This is a genomic window from Actinocorallia herbida, from assembly GCF_003751225.1.
Taxonomy (GTDB): domain Bacteria; phylum Actinomycetota; class Actinomycetes; order Streptosporangiales; family Streptosporangiaceae; genus Actinocorallia; species Actinocorallia herbida.
The window spans coordinates 7,683,517-7,706,788 of sequence record NZ_RJKE01000001.1; the positions used below are offsets into that span (position 1 = coordinate 7,683,517).

14 protein-coding genes, 2 tRNA genes and 3 rRNA genes are annotated in these 23,272 nt (G+C 68.1%); 4 read left to right on the forward strand and 15 right to left on the reverse strand.

Annotated elements, in window-relative coordinates; translation table 11 throughout:
* Positions 1-22: 22 nt before the first annotated feature.
* Together EDD29_RS35010 and EDD29_RS35015 are read left to right on the forward strand one after the other, a co-directional pair.
* Positions 23-1,027 carry a DUF4192 domain-containing protein gene (locus EDD29_RS35010; protein WP_170201698.1) on the forward strand — a complete coding sequence of 335 codons (1,005 nt, stop codon included), beginning with the start codon at positions 23-25 and terminating at the stop codon, positions 1,025-1,027.
* A gap of 72 nt (positions 1,028-1,099) precedes the next feature.
* Positions 1,100-3,589 carry a penicillin acylase family protein gene (locus EDD29_RS35015; protein WP_123670869.1) on the forward strand — a complete coding sequence of 830 codons (2,490 nt, stop codon included), beginning with the start codon at positions 1,100-1,102 and terminating at the stop codon, positions 3,587-3,589.
* Positions 3,590-3,698: 109 nt separating this feature from the next.
* Here the strand turns inward: EDD29_RS35015 and EDD29_RS35020 are convergent, their stop codons facing one another.
* Positions 3,699-5,687, reverse strand: a complete 1,989-nt coding sequence (locus tag EDD29_RS35020) for an ATP-dependent DNA helicase (protein WP_123670870.1) — start codon at positions 5,685-5,687, stop codon at positions 3,699-3,701.
* Between the two features lie 131 nt (positions 5,688-5,818).
* Complete coding sequence (locus EDD29_RS35025) at positions 5,819-7,033, reverse strand: pyridoxal phosphate-dependent aminotransferase (RefSeq protein WP_123668529.1); 1,215 nt, start codon at positions 7,031-7,033, stop codon at positions 5,819-5,821.
* A 139-nt stretch (positions 7,034-7,172) separates the two neighbouring features.
* Between EDD29_RS35025 and EDD29_RS35030 the strand changes: the two genes are divergently transcribed.
* Positions 7,173-7,985 carry an SDR family NAD(P)-dependent oxidoreductase gene (locus EDD29_RS35030; RefSeq protein ID WP_123668530.1) on the forward strand — a complete coding sequence of 271 codons (813 nt, stop codon included), beginning with the start codon at positions 7,173-7,175 and terminating at the stop codon, positions 7,983-7,985.
* Positions 7,986-8,044: 59 nt separating this feature from the next.
* Positions 8,045-8,497 (forward strand): 2-thiouracil desulfurase family protein, encoded by a 453-nt coding sequence (locus EDD29_RS35035; RefSeq protein WP_123668531.1) that lies wholly within the window; start codon positions 8,045-8,047, stop codon positions 8,495-8,497.
* Positions 8,498-8,615: 118 nt separating this feature from the next.
* Here EDD29_RS35035 and rrf read toward each other — a convergent pair.
* The 13 genes from rrf to rsfS form a co-directional block, all read right to left on the reverse strand.
* A 5S ribosomal RNA gene (gene rrf / locus EDD29_RS35040) occupies positions 8,616-8,732 on the reverse strand.
* Between the two features lie 132 nt (positions 8,733-8,864).
* Positions 8,865-11,973, reverse strand: a 23S ribosomal RNA gene (locus EDD29_RS35045).
* A gap of 405 nt (positions 11,974-12,378) precedes the next feature.
* Positions 12,379-13,889, reverse strand: a 16S ribosomal RNA gene (locus EDD29_RS35050).
* Together the 16S, 23S and 5S rRNA genes form the textbook arrangement of a ribosomal RNA operon.
* A gap of 819 nt (positions 13,890-14,708) precedes the next feature.
* Positions 14,709-14,781 (reverse strand) — tRNA-Ala (locus EDD29_RS35055).
* 82 nt (positions 14,782-14,863) lie between these two features.
* Positions 14,864-15,355, reverse strand: coding sequence for an SRPBCC family protein (locus EDD29_RS35060; RefSeq protein ID WP_123668532.1), 492 nt, complete (start codon positions 15,353-15,355; stop codon positions 14,864-14,866).
* A complete protein-coding gene (locus EDD29_RS35065) occupies positions 15,352-15,708 on the reverse strand; it encodes an ArsR/SmtB family transcription factor (RefSeq protein ID WP_123668533.1) in 357 nt (118 codons plus the stop codon). The genes EDD29_RS35060 and EDD29_RS35065 overlap by 4 nt, the downstream gene beginning before the upstream one ends.
* Before the next feature lie 127 nt (positions 15,709-15,835).
* On the reverse strand, positions 15,836-19,339 hold the full coding sequence (locus EDD29_RS35070; protein WP_123668534.1) for an ATP-binding protein: 3,504 nt from the start codon (positions 19,337-19,339) through the stop codon (positions 15,836-15,838).
* On the reverse strand, positions 19,336-20,016 hold the full coding sequence (locus EDD29_RS35075; protein WP_123668535.1) for a hypothetical protein: 681 nt from the start codon (positions 20,014-20,016) through the stop codon (positions 19,336-19,338). The genes EDD29_RS35070 and EDD29_RS35075 overlap by 4 nt, the downstream gene beginning before the upstream one ends.
* Positions 20,017-20,026: 10 nt before the next feature.
* Positions 20,027-21,124: a hypothetical protein gene (locus EDD29_RS35080; protein WP_123668536.1), complete on the reverse strand. Its 1,098-nt coding sequence runs from the start codon at positions 21,122-21,124 to the stop codon at positions 20,027-20,029.
* On the reverse strand, positions 21,117-21,653 hold the full coding sequence (locus EDD29_RS35085) for a DUF4365 domain-containing protein (protein ID WP_342774459.1): 537 nt from the start codon (positions 21,651-21,653) through the stop codon (positions 21,117-21,119). Before EDD29_RS35085 ends, EDD29_RS35080 begins: the two co-directional genes overlap by 8 nt.
* A 351-nt stretch (positions 21,654-22,004) precedes the next feature.
* Positions 22,005-22,077: transfer RNA gene (locus EDD29_RS35090), tRNA-Ala, on the reverse strand.
* 85 nt (positions 22,078-22,162) lie between these two features.
* Positions 22,163-22,798 (reverse strand): histidine phosphatase family protein, encoded by a 636-nt coding sequence (locus EDD29_RS35095; protein ID WP_123668537.1) that lies wholly within the window; start codon positions 22,796-22,798, stop codon positions 22,163-22,165.
* Complete coding sequence (gene rsfS, locus EDD29_RS35100) at positions 22,795-23,196, reverse strand: ribosome silencing factor (RefSeq protein WP_123668538.1); 402 nt, start codon at positions 23,194-23,196, stop codon at positions 22,795-22,797. The genes EDD29_RS35095 and rsfS overlap by 4 nt, the downstream gene beginning before the upstream one ends.
* Positions 23,197-23,272: the final 76 nt, after the last annotated feature.

Genomic DNA, 23,272 nt, shown 5'->3' on the forward strand with positions numbered 1-23,272 from the left:
TCGAATGTGCGAGCGTTCGGGCATGGACGAGACACGCGGCGGTGCCGCTCCCCTGGTCATCCGAGGTCCCGCGGAACTCATCGCGGCGATCCCCTACATGCTGGGCTACCACCCGGCGATGAGCGTCGTCGGCATCGGCATCGACGGCCCCGGAGGCGCATGCGCGGTCCGGCTCGGCTTAGACGTCACCGCGGACGCGGCGGCACATCTGGCGGCGCTGCTCGGGGCGCACGGCTTCACCGAGGTGATGCTGGTCTGCTACGGCCCGCCCGAGGCCGCCGATCCGGCCATGGACCTCACCTGTGCGGCGCTCGCCGAGGCGGGCATCGACATCGGCGACGCGCTGCGGGTCCACGACGGCGGCTTCTGGTCCTACCTGGACCGGAGGATCGCGGACGTGCCGCTGCGGCCCACCACCGTCGAGGTGCAGGCCGTGGTGAACGGGCTGGTGGCGCTGCCCTCCCGGGAGGAGCTCACCGCCTCCGTCGCGCCGCTCCCCGATCCCGTCGCCGCGGCGGTCGCCAGGGAGACCGCGCGGGCCGCGCGGCTGCCGCTCGATCCCACCGCGGGCCTGCGGCTCGTGCGCGAGGTCATGGCCGGGGTCGGCAGCGGGCGGCCGCCGCCCGACCTGCCCGAGATCGCGCGGTTCACCGTCGCGCTCGGCGCGGTCCGCCTGCGCGACGAGGCGTGGGTGCGGATCGACCCGCAGGACCTGTACGCCCAGCGGGAGTTCTGGCTGCACGTCCTGCGCCGCACGGCCAGGGCCTATCGCCCGGCGCCCGCTTGCCTGCTCGCCTACTGCGCCTTCCTCTCGGGGGACGGCGCCTTGGCGAACGTCGCGTTGGACGTCGCCGAGGAGGCCGATCCGGCCTACACCCTCGGCGATCTCCTGCGCCAGATGATGGAGGTCGGGGTGCACCCGTCGGCGGTGCGCATGCGCATGACGCCCGAGGATCTCGCCCGCGCCTACGCCGATCCCCCGGATCCGGGAGGGGGTGATCCTGACTCCTTGACAACAAAGCAGTGACGAATGTCCTGGTAATGAGGCCCGCACGCCCTTTTACGTGACCTGCGCCATAGAGTGCTGGCCGTGAAGTTCATGCGTCAATGGCCCTGGCCGCTGCGGTGGGGCGTGCGGGCACTCGCCCTGGTGATGGTCGTGGTCCTCGTGGCCACGGGTTGGTTCGTCTGGACGGTCCGCAAGGCCTTCCCGACCTATGACGGGCAGATCAAGATGCCCGGTCTGGTCGGAGAGGTCACCGTGCACCGGGATTCCTATGGCATCCCCCAGATCTACGCGGACTCCCCCGAGGACCTCTTCCGCGCCCAGGGCTATGTCACCGCCCAGGACAGGTTCTGGGAGATGGACTTCCGGCGCCACATCACCGCGGGCCGTCTGTCGGAGCTGTTCGGCGAGGCCACCCTGGACACCGACAAGGTCACCCGCACCCTTGGCTGGCGCAAGACCGCCGAGGCCGAACTGCCGCTGCTGGAGCCCGAGACCCGGCAGCTGCTCGAGGCCTACGCCGCGGGCGTCAACACCTGGCTCAAGGACAACCCGGACACCGCACAGCAGTCGCTGGAGTACTCCGTGCTCGGCTTCCAGCGGACCGGCTACCGGCCGGAGGAGTGGACCGCCGTCGACTCCGTCGCCTGGCTGAAGGCGATGGCCTGGGACCTGCGCTCCAACATCGAGGAGGAGCTGGGCCGCGCCATCGCCGACGCCAAGCTGCCCACGGAGCGGGTCGACCAGCTCTACCCGGGCTACGACTTCCGCCGGATGCCGACGATCGTCACCGGCGGCGAGGTCACCGACGGCTCCTTCACCGGGGGCGGGACCAGGGCCAAGACCGACGACGCGGCGCAGGCGCCCGCGCGGGCCCTCACCTCGGTGCTGGAGGCCATCCGCGTGATGCCGGACGACCTCGGCAACGGCGACGCCGAGCTGGGCTCGAACTCCTGGGTGATCTCCGGTGAGCGCAGCACCACGGGCAAGCCGCTGCTCGCCAACGACCCGCACCTGTCGGCCCAGATGCCGTCGGTCTGGTACCAGACCGGCCTGCACTGCCGGACCGTCACCGACGCCTGCCCGTACGACGTCACCGGCTTCACCTTCTCGGGGCTGCCCGGCGTCGTCATCGGGCACAACCACAAGGTCGCCTGGGGCTTCACCAACCTCGCCCCCGACGTCTCCGACCTCTACCTGGAGAAGACCACCGCGACGACCGCCGAGTACAAGGGCGTCCAGGAGCCTCTCCAGATCCGCACCGAGAAGATCGAGGTCGCCGGCGGCAAGCCCGTCGAGCTGACGGTCCGGGCCACCCGGCACGGCCCGATCATCTCCGACGTGATGTCCGACGCCGAGGCCGCCGCACCGGGCGGCGAGGCCGTCGCGCTGCGCTGGACCGCCCTGGACCCGGGCAAGACCGCCGACGCGATCTTCCAGATGAACCGGGCCACCGACTGGACCACCTTCCGCGCGGCCGCCTCGTCCTTCGAGGTCCCCGCCCAGAACCTCGTGTACGCCGACGTCGAGGGCAACATCGGCTACCAGTCCCCCGGCCGGATCCCGATCCGCACCGAGGGCGACGGCACCCGTCCGGTGCCCGGCTGGGACGGCGTCCACGAATGGGACGGCTTCCTCCCGTTCGAGGAACTGCCGACGGTGCTCAACCCCGACTCCGGCTACATCGTCACCGCCAACAACGCGGTCATCGGCGACTCCTACGAGCCCCTGCTCACCAAGGACTGGGCCTACGGCTACCGGGCCCAGCGGATCGACGACCTCGTCCGCAACGGCGGCCGCCTCGACGCCGCGGCCATGGGCGAGATCCAGATGGACGGCAGGCAGGGCTTCGCGCCGATCCTCGTGCCGCACCTGCTGCGGCTCGGCGCCGGCGTCAAGGGCATCGAACTGCTCCGCACCTGGGACTACTCCCAGCCCGTGGACTCCGCGCCCGCCGCGTTCTTCAACGCGGTCTGGCGGCAGCTCCTCCTGCGCACGTTCAACGACGAACTGCCCGAAGGCGCCCGCCCCGACGGCGGCGACCGCTGGTTCGAGGTGGTCCGCACCCTCCTGGACCGCCCGGCCGACCCGTACTGGGACGACGCCGCCACCGCGAACGCGACCGAGCAGCGCGACGACATCCTGCTGCGCGCGCTGCGCGAGGCCAGTGCCGAACTGGTCGAGCGGCTCGGCGCCGACCCCTCCGGCTGGCGCTGGGGCGAACTGCACACCCTGACGCTCACCAACGAGAGCTTCGGCACCTCCGGGATCACCCCCATCGAGAAGATCTTCAACCGGGGCCCGATCGAGGTCGGCGGCGGCAAGTCGGTCGTCAACGCCGCAGGCTGGGACGCCCAGGAAGGCTACGAGGTCAAGACGGTCCCGTCGCTGCGCCTCGTCGCCGACCTGGCCGACCTCGACGCCTCCCGCTACATCAACCTCACCGGTTCCTCAGGCCACGCGTTCTCCCCGTACTACTGGGACCAGACCAAGCTGTGGGCGCGCGGGGACACCATCCCCTGGCCCTTCACCGCGAAGGCGGTGGAGAAGTCCGCCGAGCACACGCTCACCTTCAAGCCCTGACCTCCTCCCACCCCCGGCAAGGGCGGCGTTCCCCCCGGGACGCCGCCCTTTCCTTTGACGGGCGAGGAACGTCAGGCGGGCGGCGCGCGGCGCAGCCCCTTCCCGGGGCTCAGCTCGCGGTGAGCCGCTTCAACGCGGCCTTGACCTGCTCCGGGTCGCTGGTCGGCCAGAACGGCGGCAGGCTGCCCGTCAGGAACGAGCCGTACCCTCGGGTGGCCAGGCGCGAGTCCAGGACGGCGACCACGCCCTTGTCCGACCCGCTGCGCAGCAGCCGGCCCGACCCCTGGGCGAGCAGCAGGGCCGCCTGGGCGGCGGCGACCTGCATGAACCCGTTGCCGCCGCGCCTGTCGATCATCCGCTGCCGCGCCGACGCCACCGGGTCGTCCGGGCGCGGGAACGGGATCCGGTCCATGACGACCAGCGACAGCGACGGCCCGGGGACGTCCACGCCCTGCCACAGCGAAAGCGTGCCGAACAGGCAGGTCTCCGGCGACGCGGCGAACTGCTTGACGAGCTGGGAGGTGGAGTCCTCGCCCTGGCACAGCACCGGGTAGTCGATGTCCAGTTCGTCGGCGGCCTGCCTGGCCGCCCGCATCGAGGAGAACAGCCCGAGGGTCCGGCCGCCCGCCGCCTCGATCAGCGACTTCAGCTCCGCCAGCACCTCCTTCGCCAGGCCGTCGCGGCCCGGCTGCGGCAGGTGCCTGGCGATGTAGAGGATGCCGCTGCGCGGGTAGTCGAACGGCGATCCGACGTCCAGCCCCGACCAGATGATCGGCGTCTCGTCGTCTTCGGCCGCCTCCCCGTCGCGCGCGGCGGGCACCGATGGAACGGGCCCTCCCGGCGCGGGCAGCCCCCACTGCCGGGCCAGCGGCTCGAACGACCCGCCGAGGGTGAGGGTCGCGGAGGTGAGGATGGTCGTGCGGGTCCGGAACAGCGCGTCACGCAACAGCCCGCCCACCGCGATCGGCGCGACATGCAGGGAGGGCGGCCACTTGCCGTCGAACGACTTCGCCAGCCACACCACCTCCCAGCGCTCGGTGATCGGCACCTCGAACGCGGCGAGCATCCGCACGGCATCGCCGTGCACGTCGTCCAGGGCGCTCTTGGCGGCCCGCCTGGCGCCGGCGACGGCGGGATCGGCGTCCTTCGGCTCCGGACCGAGCCCGGTCAGGCAGGCCTGCGCGGCGTCGCGCACCGCGGCCAGGGTGTTGCCGAGGTGCGAGGGCAGCACGTCGAGCCGGGCCGCCGACTCCTCGTCCAAGGCGGCTCGGAGATCCTCGGCCAGCTCCTTCAACCGCTCGGCAGTACGATCCGGGACGAGCTTGGCCGCCCGCCGCGCCGCCGCCTCCACCGCGTTCGCCGACAGCTCCCCGGAGGCGACCGAGGTGACCCGGTCGACCAGATCATGCGCCTCGTCGATCACCACCGCGTCGTGCTCGGGCAGGACCTGGAACTCCTCGAGCGCGTCGATCGCCAGCATCGCGTGGTTGGTGACCACCACGTCGGCCTCGGCCGCCTCGGCCCGCGCCAGCTCCGAGAAGCAGGACTGCGCCTGCGGGCAGCGCTGGCCGCCCAGGCACTCCTTCGCCGACACCGCGACCTGCCGCCACGCCTGCTCCGAGACGCCCGGCACCAGCTCGTCCCGATCGCCCGTCTCGGTCTTCTCCGCCCACTCGTGCAGCCGCTGCACCTGACGGCCCAGCGTCGAGACCTGGGCGGTGTCGAACAGCCCCTCCTCGGGGTCCTCCGGCGCGCCCACCGACATCCGGTTCAGGCACACGTAGTTGCGGCGGCCCTTCAAGATCGCATAGCGCAGCTCCCGCCCGAGCAGCGGCTCCAGCGCGCCGGCGAGGCGCGGCAGATCCCGGTCGACGAGCTGCTGCTGGAGCGCGATGGTCGCCGTGGACACCACGACCGTGACGCCCTTGGACACCGCGTGCCGGATGGAGGGCACCAGATAGGCCAGCGACTTGCCCGTGCCCGTGCCCGCCTGGACCGCGAGATGCTCCCGGCGGCGCAGCGCCTGGTCGACCGCCTCGACCATCTTCACCTGGCCCGGCCGCTCACTGCCGCCCACGGCGGCCACCCCCGCCGACATGAGGTCCTCCAGCGGAGGCACATCCTTCAGGGCGATACGGGGCTGCGGAGAAGACACCCCGACACCGTACCGGCCGCCGCCGACAGCCGCCGCCCGTTGTCCACAGCCCCCGACGGGGCGGGCCCGTCCCGTCAGCGCAGCATGCGCGGCTCCAGGAACTCCGCGAACCGCCCGATGGCCTCCTCCAGCACATCGGCGTAAGGCAGGGTGACGAACCGGAAGTGATCCGGCCGCGGCCAGTTGAACCCGCTGCCGTGCACGATCAGGAGCTTCTGCTCCTCCAGGAGGTCAAGGCAGAACTTGACGTCGTCGGCGATCGGATAGACCAGCGGATCCAGGTGGGGGAAGACGTACAGCGACCCCTTCGGCTCGACGCAGCTCACCCCCGGGATGCCGTTCAGTAGCTTGACCGCCCTGTCTCGCTGCTCCAGCAACCGCCCACCCGGCAGGACCAGGTCGCGGATGCTCTGCCGGCCGCCCAGCGCCGCCTGGATCGCGTGCTGCGCCGGCGCGTTCGGGCACAGCCGCATGTTGGCGATCAGGTCGAGGCCCTCGATATAGGAGGCGGCCCCGCGCTTCGGTCCGGACAGCACCACCCAGCCCGATCGGAACCCGGCGACCCGGTAGGACTTCGACAGGCCGCTGAACGTCAGGCACAGCAGGTCCGGCGCCAGCGTCGCGATCGAGGTGTGGACGGCGTCGTCGTAGAGGATCCGGTCGTAGATCTCATCCGAGAAGAGGATCAGATCGTGCCGCCTGGCCAGCTCCGCGATCCGGCCCAGGGTCTCCCGCGAGTACACCGCGCCCGTCGGATTGTTCGGGTTGATCAGCACGATCGCCCGGGTCCGCGCGGTGATCTTGCGCTCCAGGTCCTCCAGTGACGGCTGCCAGTCCTCGGACTCGTCACAGAGGTAATGAACGGGGGTGCCCCCGCCCAGCGCGACCGCCGCGGTCCACAGCGGGTAGTCCGGCGCCGGGATCAGCACCTCGTCGCCGTTGTTCAGCAGCGCCTGGAGCGACATGACGATCAGCTCGGAGACCCCGTTGCCGAGATACACGTCCTCGACGTCGAGACCCGTGAACCCCTGGCCCTCGTAGTGCTGCACCACCGCGCGACGGGCCGACAGCAGCCCCTTGGAATCGCTGTACCCGTGCGCCTGCCCGAGGTTCTGGATGACGTCCTGGAGGATCTCCGGCGGCGCCTCGAAGCCGAACGGCGCGGGATTGCCGATGTTCAGCTTCAGCACCGGATGCCCGGCGTCCTCGATCTGCTTGGCGCGCTTGAGGACCGGGCCCCTGATCTCATAGCAGACGTTGGTCAGCTTGTCCGACTGTTTCACCGGCATGACACAACACTAGTGGCAGCCCTGAGAGAGATGACGCCCGTGTTACCGCTGGGCGGAACACTGGTGGCAGCCGGGGCTTCGCCCTACAATCCGGGGATTCCGCCCGTCCGCTGAGCCCGAGTTGAGCCGAGAGGTCCCCATGACCACGACCATCGTCACCGGGGGCGCCTCCGGTATCGGCGCCGCGATCGCCGCCGAGCTCATCGCGCGCGGCGACACCGTCGTCCTCGCCGACCTCAACGGGACCGGCGCCGCCGAAGTCGCCGAGCGGCTCACCGCGGCCGGTCCCGGCAAGGCCTTCGGCGCCGCCCTCGACGTCACCGACGCCGCCGCGGTCCGCGAGCTGTACGAGGGGGTCGCCCGCGACCACGCCGGGCTCGACCTGGTCTTCAACAACGCGGGCATCGCCATCGCCGGGCTCGCCGAGGAGCTCACCCTCGACCACTGGAACCGGGCGATCGACATCAACCTGAAGGGCGTCGTCCACGGCGTCGACGCCGCCTACCGGATCATGCGCGGGCAGGGCCGGGGCCACATCGTCAACACCGCGTCCCTCGCCGGGCTGGTCCCCATGCCGATGGGCATCCCGTACACCGCCACGAAGCACGCCGTCGTCGGCCTCACCCTCGCCCTGCGCGCCGAGGCCGCCGTGCTCGGCATCAGGGTCGGCGCGCTCTGCCCCGGCTTCATCGCCACGAACCTCCTGCGGACCGTCAACGCGGGCCTGCCGGAGACCGGGATGAGCAGCAAGGCCGACGCCGAGGTGCCCAAGATCTATCCCGCCGACAAACTCGCCAAGGTCGTGATGAAGGGCGTGCGCCGCAACAAGGCGGTCATCGTCGCCCCCGCCTACGGCCGCCTCGCCTGGCTCGGCGCCCGTCTCTCCCCCGCCGGCGCCGTCCGCGCCTCCCGCCTCGCCGCCGACGGCTATCGCAAGGAACACGGGATCTAGGGATCACCTGCTCGAAGGCAGGCCGACGGCCATCGGGGTCGGCGGCCTAGGCTTGGGGCATGGAACGGGTGCTGGTGAGCTCCTGCCTTCTCGGGGCCGCGGTGCGCTACGACGGGCGGGCCAAGACGAACACGTCGGCCATTCTCGCCAGGTGGCGCGCCGAGGGGCGGATCGTTGGATTCTGTCCCGAGCTGGCGGGCGGGCTCGGGGTGCCGCGGCCACCCGCCGAACTCCGCGACGGCGGCGTGGTGACGGAGGCCGGCGGAGACGTGACCGAGGCCTTTCGACGCGGTGCCCGCCAGGCCCTGGAGGCCGCCGAGCGAGCCGGTGTCAAGGTCGCCGTCCTGAAGGAGGGCAGTCCCTCTTGCGGTAGCCACCAGATCGCCGACGGCACCTTCACCGGCACCAAGATCCCCGGATCCGGAATCACCACGGACCTTCTCCGCGCTCACGGCATCCACGTCTTCAGCGAGAACGAACTCGAGGAAGCCGACAGATGGCTGACCCGCTGACGCAGAAATGCGCACCACCCCGAATACGAAGACCTCTGAGGAGTCCCCGGGAATGCAAGGACCTCTGGGAATGCGGAAAGGCCCCGAACCTGTGGTTCGGGGCCTTTCCTCACAACAATTGCGGCGGTGTCCTACTCTCCCACACAGTCTCCCGTGCAGTACCATCGGCGCTGGAGGGCTTAACTTCCGGGTTCGAGATGGGACCGGGTGTTTCCCCTCCGCCATAACCGCCGCAAGCCTCAGCTCGCGGACACAAACGGTCAGCGAAAGTATTCTCTTTTTTTGGTGTTGCGGTTCGGCCGGCTGTTTTCCGGGAACCGCACAGGGACGCGAGCACACATGTTACGTCTTGCAGCATGGATGTGTTGTAGGCAAGTCACTCGGCCTATTAGTACCGGTCGACTCCACACCTTGCAGTGCTTCCATCTCCGGCCTATCAACCCAATAGTCTGTTGGGGGCCTTACCCACCGTAAGGTGGAGGGAGTCCTCATCTAGAGGCAGGTTTCCCGCTTAGATGCTTTCAGCGGTTATCCCTTCCGAACGTAGCCAACCAGCCGTGCCCTTGGCAGAACAACTGGCACACCAGAGGTCCGTCCGTCCCGGTCCTCTCGTACTAGGGACAGATCCTCGCAAGACTCCTACGCGCGCAGCGGATAGGGACCGAACTGTCTCGCGACGTTCTAAACCCAGCTCGCGTGCCGCTTTAATGGGCGAACAGCCCAACCCTTGGGACCTACTCCAGCCCCAGGATGCGACGAGCCGACATCGAGGTGCCAAACCATCCCGTCGATATGGACTCTTGGGGAAGATCAGCCTGTTATCCCCGGGGTACCTTTTAGCCGTTGAGCGACACCACTTCCACACGTAGGTGCCGGATCACTAGGCCCAGCTTTCGCTCCTGCTCGACCCGTCGGTCTCACAGTCAAGCTCCCTTGTGCCCTTGCACTCGCCACCTGATTACCAACCAGGCTGAGGGAACCTTTGGGCGCCTCCGTTACTCTTTGGGAGGCAACCGCCCCAGTTAAACTACCCACCAGGCACTGTCCCCCACCCCGATAAGGGGCGCGGGTTAGACATTCGAAACAACCAGAGTGGTATTTCACCAATGACTCCACCCGAACTAGCGTCCGGACTTCACAGTCTCCCACCTATCCTACACAAGCCATTCCAAACACCAATGCCAAGCTATAGTGAAGGTCCCGGGGTCTTTCCGTCCTGCTGCGCGTAACGAGCATCTTTACTCGTAGTGCAATTTCGCCGGGCCTGTGGTTGAGACAGCGGGGAAGTCGTTACGCCATTCGTGCAGGTCGGAACTTACCCGACAAGGAATTTCGCTACCTTAGGATGGTTATAGTTACCACCGCCGTTTACCGGCGCTTAGATTCTCAGCTTCGACCCTCACGGGTCTAACCGGTCCTCTTAACGTTCCGGCACCGGGCAGGCGTCAGTCCGTATACAGCGTCTTACGACTTCGCACGGACCTGTGTTTTTAGTAAACAGTCGCTTCCCCCTGGTATCTGCGACCCCGAACAGCTCAAGGAGCAAGTCCCATCACCATTCAAGGCCCCCCTTCTCCCAAAGTTACGGGGGCAATTTGCCGAGTTCCTTAACCACAGTTCACCCGATCGCCTTGGTATTCTCTACCTGACCACCTGAGTCGGTTTGGGGTACGGGCCGCCGGTACACTCACTAGAGGCTTTTCTCGGCAGCATGGGATCACTCACTTCGCCTAAAACGGCTCGGCATCAGATCTCAGGCACATGAGAGACGGATTTGCCTATCTCTCGCCCTACATCCTTACCCCGGGACAACCATCGCCCGGGCTGAGCTACCCTCCTGCGTCACCCCATCGCTCACCTACTACCCGATCAGGTCCCGGACTAGCCCACATCCCCTTCACCCGAAGGATCCAGAGAGGGATTCGCGCGGTTAGTATCACGAGGTTCAGCGTTGGCGCGTACCAGCGGGTACGGGAATATCAACCCGTTGTCCATCGATTACGCCTGTCGGCCTCACCTTAGGTCCCGACTTACCCTGGGCGGATTAGCCTGCCCCAGGAACCCTTGGTCATCCGGCGGAGCAGTTTCTCACTGCTCATTCGCTACTCATGCCTGCATTCTCACTCGTACAGCCTCCACCACTAGCTCACGCTGCGGCTTCACCGGCTGCACGACGCTCCCCTACCCAACCAGCCATAAGACTGATTGCCACGACTTCGGCGGTGTGCTTGAGCCCCGCTACATTGTCGGCGCGGAATCACTTGACCAGTGAGCTATTACGCACTCTTTCAAGGGTGGCTGCTTCTAAGCCAACCTCCTGGTTGTCATCGCAACTCCACATCCTTTCCCACTTAGCACACGCTTAGGGGCCTTAGTCGATGATCTGGGCTGTTTCCCTCTCGACTACGAACCTTATCGCCCGCAGTCTCACTGCCGTACTCTCACTCACCGGCATTCGGAGTTTGGCTGACGTCAGTAACCTTGTAGGGCCCATCGGCCATCCAGTAGCTCTACCTCCGGCGAGAAACATACGACGCTGCACCTAAATGCATTTCGGGGAGAACCAGCTATCACGGAGTTTGATTGGCCTTTCACCCCTAACCACAGGTCATCCCCCAGGTTTTCAACCCTGGTGGGTTCGGTCCTCCACACCGTCTTACCGGCGCTTCAACCTGCCCATGGCTAGATCACTCCGCTTCGGGTCTACAGCATGCGACTAAAGTTCGCCCTATTCAGACTCGCTTTCGCTACGGCTCCCCCACACGGGTTAACCTCGCCACACACCATAACTCGCAGGCTCATTCTTCAAAAGGCACGCCATCACGGACAGCAGCAAAAGCCACTGGAGACGCTCTGACGGCTTGTAGGCACACGGTTTCAGGTACTATTTCACGACCCCTCACCGGGGCACTTTTCATCTTTCCCTCACGGTACTTGTCCGCTATCGGTCATCAGGGAGTATTCAGCCTTACCACGTGGTCGTGGCAGATTCACACGGAATTTCACGGGCTCCGTGCTACTCGGGAACACACCCAAGAGACCTCGCAATTTCGTCTACCGGACTCTCACCGTCTACGGTCGGCCTTCCCATGCCGTTCGACTACCACGAGATTTTGTAACTCTTTGCTACCCCAGCGGAGGCAACGGGATGGTCCCACAACCCCGACCGTGCAACGCCCGCCGGCTATCACACACGATCGGTTTAGGCTCTTCCGCTTTCGCTCACCACTACTCACGGAATCACTATTGTTTTCTCTTCCTGCGGGTACTGAGATGTTTCACTTCCCCGCGTTCCCACCAACCTGCCTATACATTCAGCAGGCGGCGACACCCCATGAAAGGTGCCAGGTTTCCCCATTCGGAAATCCCCGGATCAAAGTCTGGTTGCCGACTCCCCGAGGCATATCGCAGGCTCCCACGTCCTTCATCGGCTCCTGATGCCAAGACATCCACCGTATGCCCTTAAAAACTTGACCAAACACAATTGGCCCATACCAAGACATAGATGTGAACTGAAAAACTCTGCAGACGCCGAACCCCAACGGGTCCGGCAACAGATATTTCAGGCTCTTAATTGCTTAAGATGCTCGCGTCCACTGTGCAGTTCTCAAAAAACAGACGGCTACCAGGCATCCGAAGAGAAACACTCTCTTCATCGGCCTGGCCCGTGTGATACCGAAGAAAACGGTCGCCCGTTTCTTCAGGACCCAACAGCGTGCTCGACCAGTCCAGACCCTCAGAACACCCCGTTCCACTCCCCGAGGGGAAGTACTTGTTGTGTGACGACCTGGTCTGGCCGAATAGTCAGTGCTCCACGAACTAACGAGCAGCTCTATCTGCCGGACCTTGTGGCCCGGTCTGTTTGAGCTCGTGCTCCTTAGAAAGGAGGTGATCCAGCCGCACCTTCCGGTACGGCTACCTTGTTACGACTTCGTCCCAATCGCCGGCCCCACCTTCGACCGCTCCCTCCCTTGCGGGTTGGGCCACGGGCTTCGGGTGTTGCTGACTTTCGTGACGTGACGGGCGGTGTGTACAAGGCCCGGGAACGTATTCACCGCAGCGTTGCTGATCTGCGATTACTAGCGACTCCGACTTCATGGGGTCGAGTTGCAGACCCCAATCCGAACTGAGACCGGCTTTAAGGGATTCGCTCCACCTTGCGGTATCGCAGCCCTCTGTACCGGCCATTGTAGCATGTTTGCAGCCCAAGACATAAGGGGCATGATGACTTGACGTCATCCCCACCTTCCTCCGAGTTGACCCCGGCAGTCTCCCATGAGTCCCCACCATTACGTGCTGGCAACATGGAACGAGGGTTGCGCTCGTTGCGGGACTTAACCCAACATCTCACGACACGAGCTGACGACAGCCATGCACCACCTGTCACCGGCCCAAAAGGACCCCGCATCTCTGCGAGTTTTCCGGCGATGTCAAGCCTTGGTAAGGTTCTTCGCGTTGCGTCGAATTAAGCAACATGCTCCGCCGCTTGTGCGGGCCCCCGTCAATTCCTTTGAGTTTTAGCCTTGCGGCCGTACTCCCCAGGCGGGGCGCTTAATGCGTTAGCTGCGGCGCGGAAACCGTGGAAGGTCCCCACACCTAGCGCCCAACGTTTACGGCGTGGACTACCAGGGTATCTAATCCTGTTCGCTCCCCACGCTTTCGCTCCTCAGCGTCAGTACAGGCCCAGAGAACCGCCTTCGCCACCGGTGTTCCTCCCGATATCTGCGCATTTCACCGCTACACCGGGAATTCCGTTCTCCCCTACCTGCCTCTAGCCTGCCCGTATCGGATGCAGACCCACGGTTAAGCCGTGGGCTTTCACACCCGACGCGACAAGCCGCCTACGAGCTCTTTACGCCCAATAATTCCGGACAACGCTTGCGCCCTACGTATTACCGCGGCTGCTGGCACGTAGTTAGCCGGCGCTTCTTCTGCAGGTACCGTCTTGATTCGTCCCTGCTGAAAGCGGTTTACAACCCGAAGGCCGTCATCCCGCACGCGGCGTCGCTGCATCAGGGTTTCCCCCATTGTGCAATATTCCCCACTGCTGCCTCCCGTAGGAGTCTGGGCCGTGTCTCAGTCCCAGTGTGGCCGGTCGCCCTCTCAGGCCGGCTACCCGTCGTCGCCTTGGTGGGCCACTACCCCACCAACAAGCTGATAGGCCGCGAGCCCATCCCCAACCGAAAAACTTTCCACACCAACCGATGCCGATCGGTGTCGTATCCGGTATTAGACCCAGTTTCCCGGGCTTATCCCAGAGTCGGGGGCAGGTTGCTCACGTGTTACTCACCCGTTCGCCGCTCGAGTACCCCGAAGGGCCTTTCCGCTCGACTTGCATGTGTTAAGCACGCCGCCAGCGTTCGTCCTGAGCCAGGATCAAACTCTCCATTAAGGTCTACCGACCCGAAGCAAGCTCCGAGCCAAACCTAAAGGTGTTGAAACTGGCAAGAACAAGGTCTTGGCTGACCTTGTCATTTGCCTCAAAGAAATCCTCAGACGAGGATGACCAGAACCGAAGTCCTGGCCTAATTTGGCACTGACTTTTAGCACGCTGTTGAGTTCTCAAGAAACGGACTCGCACCGACTCTCGCCCTTTCGGGCTTCTTTCGGAGCAACCCTTCTAACTTACCAGCCTCATTCACCCTGTCAAATCCGCCTTAGAGCGGATCCCGGGCTGCCGGGGCCTCCGTCGGCCTCTCGGGCCAACAAGAAGAACACTACGCCCTCCCGGAACCCCCGTCAAACCAAGGATTCTCCCCAGCTCCACCGCCCCGAAACCTCCCCGCCCCCGCAAACCCTCCCCCAAAGGTAAAAACCCACCTCGAACCCCTCCCTCACCCCCAGCCCGCCCACCCGGCCCCCCAAGAATCCCGCCCACCCGGCAAACCCGAACTCCCGGACCCAACGAGCCCAGCCACCAAGGTTCAGGGGACCAAGGACCAAGAGGACCAGCCTTAGGTTCAGGGAGACCGGGGGCATTAGAGGGCACCAGGGACCAGGGCCTCAGCCCCCCGCCCGCAGCGGCCCAAGGCTCCGCACGGGACCCGATCCTCGATCGTGCAGGGATCCCCTGCGCCTTCCGGGGGTGCGGGGAACGGCCATAGCCCCCCGCCCTCGAGGGGCCCGGGGCGTCGTCCCCCCGACAAGCCATGGCTCCGAGAACGAGAAAGGGTCCCGGACGAAGTCCGGGACCCTTGATCACACTCAAACGTGGAGCTATGGGGATTCGAACCCCAGACCTCCTCCATGCCATGGAGGCGCGCTACCAACTGCGCTATAGCCCCGCCGCCGGGGATCGCTCTCCGGCAACGAGGTGAAAGGTTACACGGGTGGCGGGTCGGATGCGAATCGACGGTGATGGGCCGGTCAGGCGGCGCCTTCGGCGAGGATCTCGTCGATCTTCTCGTAGCCCTCGACGACGCCGGTCTCCATGCCGCTGGCGATCATGCCGTCGCGGGCTTCCATGGTGTCGGTGACGCTGAAGGCGACGGTGCGGGTCCTGCCGTCGCCGAGGTCTTCGAAGGTGACGGTCTCGAGGCAGACTCCGTCGGGCCAGCCTTCGTAGGTGAACGTCTGGACGATGCGCTCGTTCTCGCGGACTTCGTGGAAGGAGCCGTAGAAGCTCGCGATCTCCTCGCCTTCGCGGGTGGAGGCGTAGCGCCAGCTGCCGCCGCGGCGGAGGTCCCAGGTGTCGATGTGGTTCTGGATGTCGCGGGGGCCGAGCCACCGCGCGACGAGCTCGGGATCGGCCCAGACCCGGTAGACGAGTTCGGGCGGCGCGTCGAAGTCCCGGATGATCTTGATCGTGGGCAGCCGGGGGTCCGCTTCGATCTGGGTCTTGTTGGTGGTCGCGGTCATGATGCCGCCCCTTCTCTGTGGTCGTCGGTGCCTTGCTGGAGTTCGGCGAGGAGCGCGTCGATGCGCGTGTGCCGCTCTTCCGCCCTTCTGCGGTACCGCTCCAGCCATCCGGTCATCAGGTCGAGGACTTCGGCTTCGAGGTGGACCGGGCGTCGCTGGGCGTCCTTGGTCCGGCTGACCAGTCCCGCCTCTTCGAGCACTTTGACGTGCTTGGAGACGGCCTGGACGGACACGTCGTAGGGGGCGGCGAGCTCCCCCACCGTCGCGTCCGCGGTGGCGAGACGGGTGATGATGTCGCGCCTCGTCGGGTCGGCCAGCGCCGCGAACACCGCGGACAGCCTTGCGTCTTCCATACTTCCCACCTGCGTCTTCAACCTTCTGGTTGATAACAAGACTACGACTCCGCCACCACGTATTCAACCCATCGGTTGATAAAACCCGGTGCGGCGCCGGCCTGCCCGCCGCACCGGGCCCGGTGCGTCAGCTCCGGCGTGCGCGCGCCAGGATCTCCGACTCGTTGAGCGGTCCCGCCGGGTGGTGGCTGAGGCACAGCGGTGTCTGCGTCAGCGCCTCGGGCAGCCCCTCGCTCGCGACGTAGAACTGGCCCCTCTGGAGCTTGCCTACGCGGGCCGCGCCGCCACCGCGGGCCCGCGCCAGCTCCTTGGCCGCGGTGATCTGCGCGGGCGCGTTGAGGCGGCCGATGAACTGCGTCGTGGCGTTGCCGGAGACCTGGTTGTGCAGGCCCTTGGGCGCCTGGGTGGCGAAGACGAGGCCGAGCCCGTACTTACGCGCTTGCGACGCCAGGGTGAGGGTGCTCGCCAAGGCGGGGGTGCGCGGAGTGGCCGGAGCCAGGGTCTGTGCTTCGTCCATGACGAACAGGCCGCCCAGGGGCCGGTCACGGGCGGGGTTGCGTTTGATCCACGAGAACAGGGCCATCTGGAGCCGCCGTACGAAGTCGGGCCTGCGCTCCTCGGTGAGGCCGGCGAGGCTGATCACCGAGATCCTCGCCCGTTTGCCCTCGCCGGGCGTGAGCAGGCTTCTGGGGTCGACGGGTTCGCCGTCTCCCGCGAACAGCGGATCGTTGATCGTCGCGGCGGTGAGCCGCTGGGCCAGCTTCAGTGCGAACTCGTCGGCTCCCGCGATGCGGCTCGCCTCGAAAGGCAGGTCGCCGAGCAAGGCGAGGAAAGCGGTGAGGTTGCCTCCGCCGCGCCGTGCGAAGTGGGCGAGCGCTTCGCGTAGCACCGCCTTGGCCACCGGGGCCTGGGCGGTGTTCGCCTCCGTGCCGGCCCTGGGGGACAGCTCTTCCATGGCCAGGTCCAGCGCGGAGGTGAACTCGTCGGGGTCGTCCTGGACCGCGGTGAGGTCGGGCAGCGGCTGGAAGCTGAGCGGTCTGCCCGCGGCGCGCCCCGGCGTCCAGACGACGACCTCGGTGCCCTCGTGGTAGAGGGCCGCGCGTCCGGCGTCACCGTCCGTCCAGCCTTCGGGCGGGGCCGGCCAGGCGTCCCCGAGCCTGGCGAGGTCGTTGTTGGGGTCGAGGACGATCGAGGAGACCCCGCGCAGCGCGCACTCCTCGACGAGGCGGCGGATGAGCACGGTCTTGCCCGAGCCCGACCCCGCGAAGATCGCGGTGTGCCGGGTGAGGACCGCCGGGTCGAGCGTCACCGCGGCCTCGCCTCCGGCGCGCATCCCGATGCGGATGGGCTCGTCCTCACGCGGGAGCCGTACGGCGGGCGGCGGGGGCGCGAAGGGCAGCACCGACGGAGAGGGCACGAACGTCCGCGGAGGCGCCGGGGAGTCTCCGGGCGGAGGGAAGGGGACGACGAAGGGCGCGCCGGGCGCAGGGCCCAAAGACGGCTCGGTGACGTGGGCGGGGCCGGCCCGGTGCTGGGAGAACGGGATGACGGTCGCACCCTGCGGCCCCGGGCGCGCCGTTCCGTTCGTCCGCGTAGGCTCCGCCCTCTCCTGGGGCACGGGGAAGGCCAACGGAGGCACGCTCTCGGGACCGCCGAGGCCCGACGGTGGTGAAGGCGCTGGAGCGTATGGACCTGATGCCGGTTCGGGCGACGGCAAGGGCAAGGGAAGTACCCGGTTCGCGGACTCCTCCTCGGCCTCGTCCGGCTCTCCTGCCGGTCCCGGCTCCTCGGGCACGGCGCCGGCGAGCGCGTCGGTGAGGAACTCGGTGCGGCCGGCCGGACGGCGGGCGGCCAGCCAGTCGTCCAGGTCGGGGTGGGGCTCGGCGAGCAGCCCCGCGAGGGCGGCGAAGGTGCGCAGGTCCTCGTTGCCGATGGTCAGGGACTTGCCGCCCGACTCGGTGAGCACCCCGAGCTGTTCCCGGGTGGCGGGGCCCTCGGCCCAGTCCAGGTTGCGCACGATGATGAGCGTGCGTTCCCCCGCGGCGCCTCGGCCGGATTCGGTGAGCGCGTCGCGGAGGCGCTTGAGCGCGGAGCCGTGGTGGGCCGCGCCGATCATCCGGAACGACCAGTGCCGCTGCCGTTCGGTCACCGGGTCGAGGGTCTGCCGCAGCCTTGCGTGCAGGACGGGGCGGCGGCCGGGCGGCGGGTCCACGGAGAAGGCGCGACCCGCGGGACCGGCCTCGCGGATCCACGCGGTGAGGCCCGCGGCGAGCAGTCCGGGGGCGAGCACGTCCTCGGCCTTGTGGTCGAAGGCGGCCTCCACCGAGGCGCCCGCCTTGAGCTCGGCGAAGCGCGCGTCCAGGTCGGCGAAGGCCGCGGTGCTCCGCCGGTCGGGCGCGGGCGGCCCCGGAGTCAAGGGCACGGACCCGGACCCGGTCGCGAAGGAGGTGAGCGGCCTGAGCTCCGCGTCGCGCAGGCACGCTTGGAGGTGCGCGTCGATCCTCTTCATCAGCTCGCGTGGGGTCCGCGCCTCGGCGGTGGCGTAGGCCTCCGGCGTGACGGGCCAGCCCGGCCACGCCGGAGTGAAGCCGGAGTCTTCGAGTGCCGCTGACAGCCGACGCTCGACGAGCGCCTGCGCGGTGGCGGCGTCGGTGATCGTGCCGAGCATGAGGGAGGTGCGGAACCTGTCCTGCACCGTCGTGACGGCCTGGCGCTCCACCAGCAGCCACGAAGTGGGCAGGCTGGCGACGAGGCAGAGGCTGCGCCGCGTGACGTGGCGGAGTTCCATCAGCCCGCCCGCCACCTCCTCCAGGAGCGTCTTTTCCTGGCCTTGGAGGTCGCCGTCTTGGACGGACGTACGCGAGGAGTGCTCCAGCAGCGCGTCTATCTGGTCGATGGCGATGACGCTGGGGCCGGTGAGGGCGAGGACCGCCGACAGGTCGACCACGACGTCCTGGGGGCTCGGGATCCTCCGGCCGATCCCCCACTCCTGGCGCTCTCCGGGCTCGGACTCCTCGACCGACCCCAGGTAGTCGCGGCCGATGTCGCCCATTTCGAGATCCGGAGACACCACGAGGGCCAGCGCGCGCAGGGTGTCGGCGCAGCGCGCGATGAGGGCGCGGTCGCGCCGGTACAGACCCCTGACGAGCGCTTCGACGTCGTCCTTGGTGCAGGGGTGCTCGCCCGAGAGCGCGGCCGACTGCCGTTCGTCCAGGTCCGCGAGAAGGGAGAGCCTGCGCAGGAGTGTGGCCGCCTGGGTGGCGAGGCCGCCGGGTCCGACGCGGTCGAGGTCCTGGACCATCGCGCGGGCGACGCGCGGCCAGAAGCCCTCGCCCGCGCCGAAGCTGAAGTCGACGAGGAAGAAGTAGCCGCCGCGCCGCTCCGCGGTCTGGCGGACCCAGCCGAGCAGGTGGGTCTTGCCGGTGCCGCCCTCGCCCTGGACCGCCACGCCGAGCGGGCTCGCGTCGCGGGAGCGCGCCGCGGCGGCGATGCCGTCGGTGATCATCTCCTCGGCGCGCGGGTGCAGGCCGTCGACGTGGTACGGCGACGGGCGCCAGGCGTGCTCCGCGGTGGCCGCCCAGTCCAGGCCCGCCTTCAGCTCCTTGAGCGCCCTGCGTTCTGCCTCGTTCATCGGACCTCGATCGCCAGGAGGTGCTTGTCCCGATCGCCGACGCGGACGGCGGCGGCCCTGTCCTGGTCGGTCAGGGACTTCTGGTCGGCCTCGGGCGCGATGAACACGTCGGCGCCCCGCTCCATCCGGCGCAGCACGTCGTCGACCTGGTCGCGGGGCGCGTCGCCGAGGAGGGGCCGCACGGCCGTCAGCGGCACCCAGGAGCCCGGACGGGCGGCCACCTGGAGGTAGGCGGTCCGGACGCGCTCTTCGAGCTCCGCGTCGGAGATCCGCGCCGTGACCCGGGCGGGCTCCACGGGCTCTGGCCCGGTCGCCTCCGCGTCGAGCACGAGGTCCTCGGTGACGAACTCGGCGAGGCTGAGGTCGGTGCGATCGAGCTTCTCGCCGAGCATGCCGAGGACGACGTACAGCGCGCGGCCGAGGGTGCTGCCCGCCGGAGGCTCGGCGGACATCTCCCCGGCGCACCAGGCCCAGCCCGCGTCCTCCATCGTGTGCCGGTAGGCCCGGCCCTCCTTCACGCTGGTGACCAGCTTCAGGTCGTTCAGCCTGCGGCGGGACGCACCGTCGAGCGCGGTGCCGACGCGGGCCTTCAGGGTGGGGTTGTCGGCGGAGCCGCCCAGGGCCATGAGGGCCAGGAGCAGGGCCCGCTCGGGGACGCCGAACTCGATGTGTGCCACTTCGTACTCCTCAGGGGGTGCGGGGGGTCGTCGGGGCGGGGGCTGGCCCGTCCCGGAGGGTATGGAGCTCGCCGGGGCCGGCGACGAGTTCCGGACGGCCGTTGACCGGCACGAGGACGCCTCGGACTCGGACGGGGCTTTCGTCCCGGTGCGCCGCGATGGCGGCGGCGTAGGCGACCGCGTCGGGGAGGCGGACCCAGAGCGCGCGGCGGACCGTGCCGTCGGCGCCGGTCGCCTCGCCCTGGACGTGGACGCGGAAGCGGTCCTGGCCGCCGTTGTCGACGAGTGCGGTGATGCGGCCGGTGATCTCGGCGGCGCCGGTGTGCCGCAGGCGGCGCAGCCGGAAGGCTCCGTGCCGCAGCAGCTTGCCCGCGCCGGGACCGAACGCCGCGCTCGCGGGAGTGGCCGGGACCGGGACGGAGCGGGCCCAGCGGAAGCCGGTCTCGAACGGGGTCCCCGGGTCGGGGCCGGCGAACCGGGCGAGCGCCTTGCACAGGTCGGCCGAGACGCCGAAGGGGACGAGCCCGTCGAAGGCCGCGAGGTCCCCGGAGGCGACGCCTTCACTGAGCCGGGAGACGGCCCCGTGAAGGAGGAGTCCCACGCGGCGGCCGAGGGGTCCGGCGTCGGGGACGCGCAATGGAATCCGCACGGTGAGCAGGTCCGGGGACGGCCTGGCCACGGTGACGCGGGCGAGGAGTTCGCGCGCGGCCTTGGGGGCGGGCCCGTCGAACGCGGCGCGCGGCCCGGTGAGGACGGCCCGGGCACCCGCGCCGAGGACTCCGTGAACCCCTTCCAGGGTGGCCAGCGCGCTGGTGAGGGCCGTCTCCGGGGCGTCGTCGGAAGCGGTGCGGTACCACAGAACATCGGCCGCGGGCGCGGCGACGTCGGCGGCTATCGCGGAAAGGGGCCGCCCCTCTACGGCCCCCAGGACGGCGAGGAGCTCACGCAACCGGCGAGACGCGTCCTTGAGAGCCGGATCTTCCGGTACGAGGACTTCGTGGTCCCCCTTGTGCACCCAGAAGGACGCCCCAGGCCGCTCCCCGGTACGGACCCATCCGGAGGCGGCGAGGTATCCGACCACGTCGTCCGGCGTAGGCAGCTCACCCATCGGCGGCCCTTTCCGGCGCACCGACCAGCGCGCGCAGGCTGCGTTCGGTCAACACGTTCCCCAACGGCACCCGCACCCGCCGCTGCTTCCCCTTGTCCGGCCGTGCGACGGCTCTCTCTCCCGACAGGTCATGAAAGTAGGCAAGCTGCCGAAGCATCAGCCCATCGGTCTCCACCCGCGTATAGGCCCCATCCGCACGCGGCATCACCACAAGGAACAGAAATCGCGGCACGCTGAACGGCCCGTCCACCAGCTTGTTGAACTGCACCTCGTCCAACCCGTCGTACACCAGCCGCCCCTCCCCCACCCGAGGCCGCGACCACGACTTCACCTGCACCTCGATCGCCGGCGAAGCCACCCTCCCCGCCCGCCCCGGATACCTCAGCCCAAGATCGATCCCATCCAAATCAAGATCATACGTATAGACCAACAAACCAGCCGCCGAAGCCAACACCCGCACATAATCCTCAGCGAACTTCCCCTGCCGGTTCCCACCCCCCAACCCCACCCCCGCGCCCCTCTCTGCCACCTGAATCCCCCCTCAGTAAACCGCCCTACACCCTCCCACCCCCGACATTCCCCCCACCCCAAGGACACAAATCGAAAACACCTCGCGACCCACCCCGCTTGACCCAGCCCGTCAATAACCCCGAAAACGCACTCCTGTCGCCCCCGCCCCGCAGAGGGCCCGACCCCTGATCCACTACCGCTGATCACGGGGCCCGGGTCTTGAAAGCGCAGCGAAGTGGGCGGTGGGCTCGGGCCCGGACCCGACCGCGGCCGCCCTCGGGGGCCAGGGGGCGCCCCTCGACGAACCCGGGCTCCGAGAACGGGAAAAGGGCCCCGGACGAAGTCCGGGACCCTTGATCACACTCAAACGTGGAGCTATGGGGATTCGAACCCCAGACCTCCTCCATGCCATGGAGGCGCGCTACCAACTGCGCTATAGCCCCGCAACCGGTGGGTTGTTCGCCCCTCGGCGCCCGTTCAGTGTATCGGACGCCGGGGGGCGGTTCGAACGCTTTGTGTCCGCGGGCGTCAGGGCTGGTCGGTGACCGCTGCCTTGTCGTCGCTGAGGACGGGTTCGGGGAGGGTGCCCGCGTTGTGGTCGACGAGGCGCCAGCCGGAGCGGCCTTCGGCCAGGACGGACCAGCAGCAGTTGGAGAGGCCGCCGAAGCGGTCCCAGGTGGCTTCCGGCATGCCCATGAGGTGGAGCATGCCGAGGCGGAGGGCGGCGCCGTGGGAGGCGGCGACGAGGAGGCCGCCGTCGGGGACGGCGGCCATGGCCCGCTCGAGGGCGCCGGAGACGCGCTTGGCGACCTGGGCGCCGGTCTCACCGCCGGGTGGCTCCCAGACGGCGTGTTCGGCGGGGTAGCGCTCGCGGATCTCGGTGCCGGTGAGGCCTTCCCAGAGGCCGCCGTCGCGTTCGACGAGGTCATCGTCGTAGGAGATCGGGAGGCCGACGAGGTCGGCGAGGCTCTGCCCGGTGCGGGCGGCCCGCTGGAGGGGCGAGGCGACGATCGCGGTGGGGCCGTAGGCGGCGAGGAGGCGGGCGGCCCGCTGGGCCTGGGCGACGCCCACCTCGTCCAGCGGGATGTCGGTCTTGCCCTGGAAGCGGTTCTCCAGGTTCCAGGTGGTGCGGCCGTGCCTCCACAGCACGATCTTCCGCCTCACGCGGTGCCTCGCGCGCGCTGGGCCATGTGCGCGTTGATGTCGGCGGGCAGTTCCACCGGCGGGCAGTCCTTCCACAGCCGCTCGAGGGCGTAGAAGCTGCGCTCCTCCTCGTGCTGGACGTGGACGATCACGTCGATGTAGTCGAGGAGGATCCAGCGGCCTTCGCGCTGCCCTTCGCGCCGGACGGGCTTGGCGCCCGCCTCTTCGCGGAGGCGGTCCTCGATCTCGTCGACGATGGCGTGGATCTGCCTGTCGTTGGTCCCGGAGCACAGCAGAAAGGCATCGGTGATGACCAGTTGCTCGCTCACGTCGTAGGCGATGATGTCGTCGGCCAGCTTGTCCGCCGCCGCCTGCGCGGCGAGGGTGATGAGCTGGACGGCCCTTTCGGATGCGGACACTGAGTCGTGGTCCCTCTCGTAGCCTGGTACTGCCGCTCTCAGCGTATCCGGACCCTCCGGAATCACCGAACGACTT

Bases quoted from the DNA above. Each gene is read 5' to 3' on its own strand.
- EDD29_RS35065 (WP_123668533.1), bottom strand. From the start codon at position 15,708: ATGGAAGACGCAAGGCTGTCCGCGGTGTTCGCGGCGCTGGCCGACCCG.
- EDD29_RS35060 (WP_123668532.1), bottom strand. From the start codon at position 15,355: ATGACCGCGACCACCAACAAGACCCAGATCGAAGCGGACCCCCGGCTG.
- EDD29_RS35015 (WP_123670869.1), top strand. From the start codon at position 1,100: ATGCGTCAATGGCCCTGGCCGCTGCGGTGGGGCGTGCGGGCACTCGCC.
- EDD29_RS35035 (WP_123668531.1), top strand. From the start codon at position 8,045: ATGGAACGGGTGCTGGTGAGCTCCTGCCTTCTCGGGGCCGCGGTGCGC.
- EDD29_RS35080 (WP_123668536.1), bottom strand. From the start codon at position 21,124: ATGGGTGAGCTGCCTACGCCGGACGACGTGGTCGGATACCTCGCCGCC.
- EDD29_RS35025 (WP_123668529.1), bottom strand. From the start codon at position 7,033: ATGCCGGTGAAACAGTCGGACAAGCTGACCAACGTCTGCTATGAGATC.
- EDD29_RS35030 (WP_123668530.1), top strand. From the start codon at position 7,173: ATGACCACGACCATCGTCACCGGGGGCGCCTCCGGTATCGGCGCCGCG.
- EDD29_RS35020 (WP_123670870.1), bottom strand. From the start codon at position 5,687: ATGTCGGCGGGGGTGGCCGCCGTGGGCGGCAGTGAGCGGCCGGGCCAG.
- EDD29_RS35010 (WP_170201698.1), top strand. From the start codon at position 23: ATGGACGAGACACGCGGCGGTGCCGCTCCCCTGGTCATCCGAGGTCCC.
- EDD29_RS35070 (WP_123668534.1), bottom strand. From the start codon at position 19,339: ATGAACGAGGCAGAACGCAGGGCGCTCAAGGAGCTGAAGGCGGGCCTG.